This window comes from Streptomyces fulvoviolaceus (assembly GCF_000718165.1).
Classification (GTDB): Bacteria; Actinomycetota; Actinomycetes; order Streptomycetales; family Streptomycetaceae; genus Streptomyces; species Streptomyces fulvoviolaceus.
On record NZ_JOEY01000139.1, the window covers coordinates 1 to 1,370 of the forward strand.

The following is a 1,370-nucleotide window of genomic DNA, read 5'->3' on the forward strand; positions in this document are numbered from 1 at the left end:
CAGCAGTACACCTGTGTCGGCAGCAGCAACCAGCTCTGGCGCTTCACCGCTTCGGGTTCCGGCACCTACCAGGTCGTGAGCGTCAGCAGTGGCCTGTGCCTGAGCGACCTCAATGCCAGCACCACCGCCGGCAACCCCGTCATCCAGGAAACCTGCACCGCCAACACCAACAAACAGTGGGCCTTCACCCTGGTCGCCGGTAAGCCGACGGTGGCCGCCGACGGGTCGGGGACCTACCGGACCGTCCAGGCGGCCGTCGACGCGGTACCCACGGGCAACACACAGCCCGTCGTCATCACCATCGCGCCCGGGACCTACCGCGAGATCGTGACGATCCCGAGCAACAAGCCCTACATCACCCTGCAGGGGCTGGGTTCCTCGTCCGCAGCGACCGTGATCGTCAACAACCACAGCGCCGGCGACTACGGCACCTCGGGCAGCGCCACCATGTTCGCCAACGGGCACGACTTCACGGCCACCAACCTCACCGTCTCCAACGACTTCGACGAAAGCACGACCACGTCGGGTCACCAGGCCGTGGCGCTGAACCTCAACGCGGACCGCTCCGTGTTCAACAACGTCCGGCTGCTGGGCGACCAGGACACCTTCCTGGTCAACACCGGAGCACGGGCCTACGTGCTGAATTCCTACGTGGAAGGCACCGTCGACTTCATCTTCGGCGCCGGCACCATCGTCTTCAACGACTGCGACATCTACGAGAAGCGGACGACCGGCGGCCCGATCACCGCGGCCAGCACGGACATCGCGAAGCAGTACGGCTTCCTCTTCTACCGGTCGAACATCACCGGCGCGACCAACAACACCACCCAGCTGGGCCGTCCCTGGTACCCGGACGCGCAGGTGCTCTACCGGGAGTCGACACTCAGCGCCACCATCGCCACCGCCCAGCCGTGGACGGACATGTCATCCAACTCCTGGCAGAACGCGCGGTTCACCGAATACAAGAACACCGGCGCCGGAGCGACGATCAACAGCAACCGGCCGCAGCTCAGCGACTCCGCAGCCGCCAACTACACGCCGCAGAAGTACCTCGCGGGCTCCGACGGGTGGAATCCGCTGTGAGCGACGACGACCACTAGCCGACCTCAGGAAGGAGCACACCCGTGCGACAGAGCCGCGTACGCACACGCACACGCATGGTGAAGACACATCGCCGCCTCCTCCACGCGATGGTCGCGTTTGTATTGACCCTGCCGATCCTGGTGATCGGTGCTTCCGCGGGGCCCGCGCAGGCGGCGACCCCGACCGCTGGCGGCACTTACACCCTGGCGGTCACCAAGAGCGGCATGTGCCTCGATGTCGTCGACATGAGCACCGCCAACAAGGCCCTCGTGCAGCAGTGGAACTGC

At 65.7% G+C, this 1,370-nt stretch carries 2 protein-coding genes; both read left to right on the forward strand.

The annotated features are described in order from the left end of the window. Nucleotides 1–1,083, forward strand: a 1,083-nt coding sequence (locus IG08_RS0153130) for a pectinesterase family protein (protein WP_030622027.1), incomplete at its 5' end; no start/stop codon positions are given. 74 nt (nucleotides 1,084–1,157) lie between these two features. Further along, nucleotides 1,158–1,370: RICIN domain-containing protein (locus tag IG08_RS0153135; protein ID WP_199821152.1), on the forward strand; the 213-nt coding region annotated here is incomplete at its 3' end.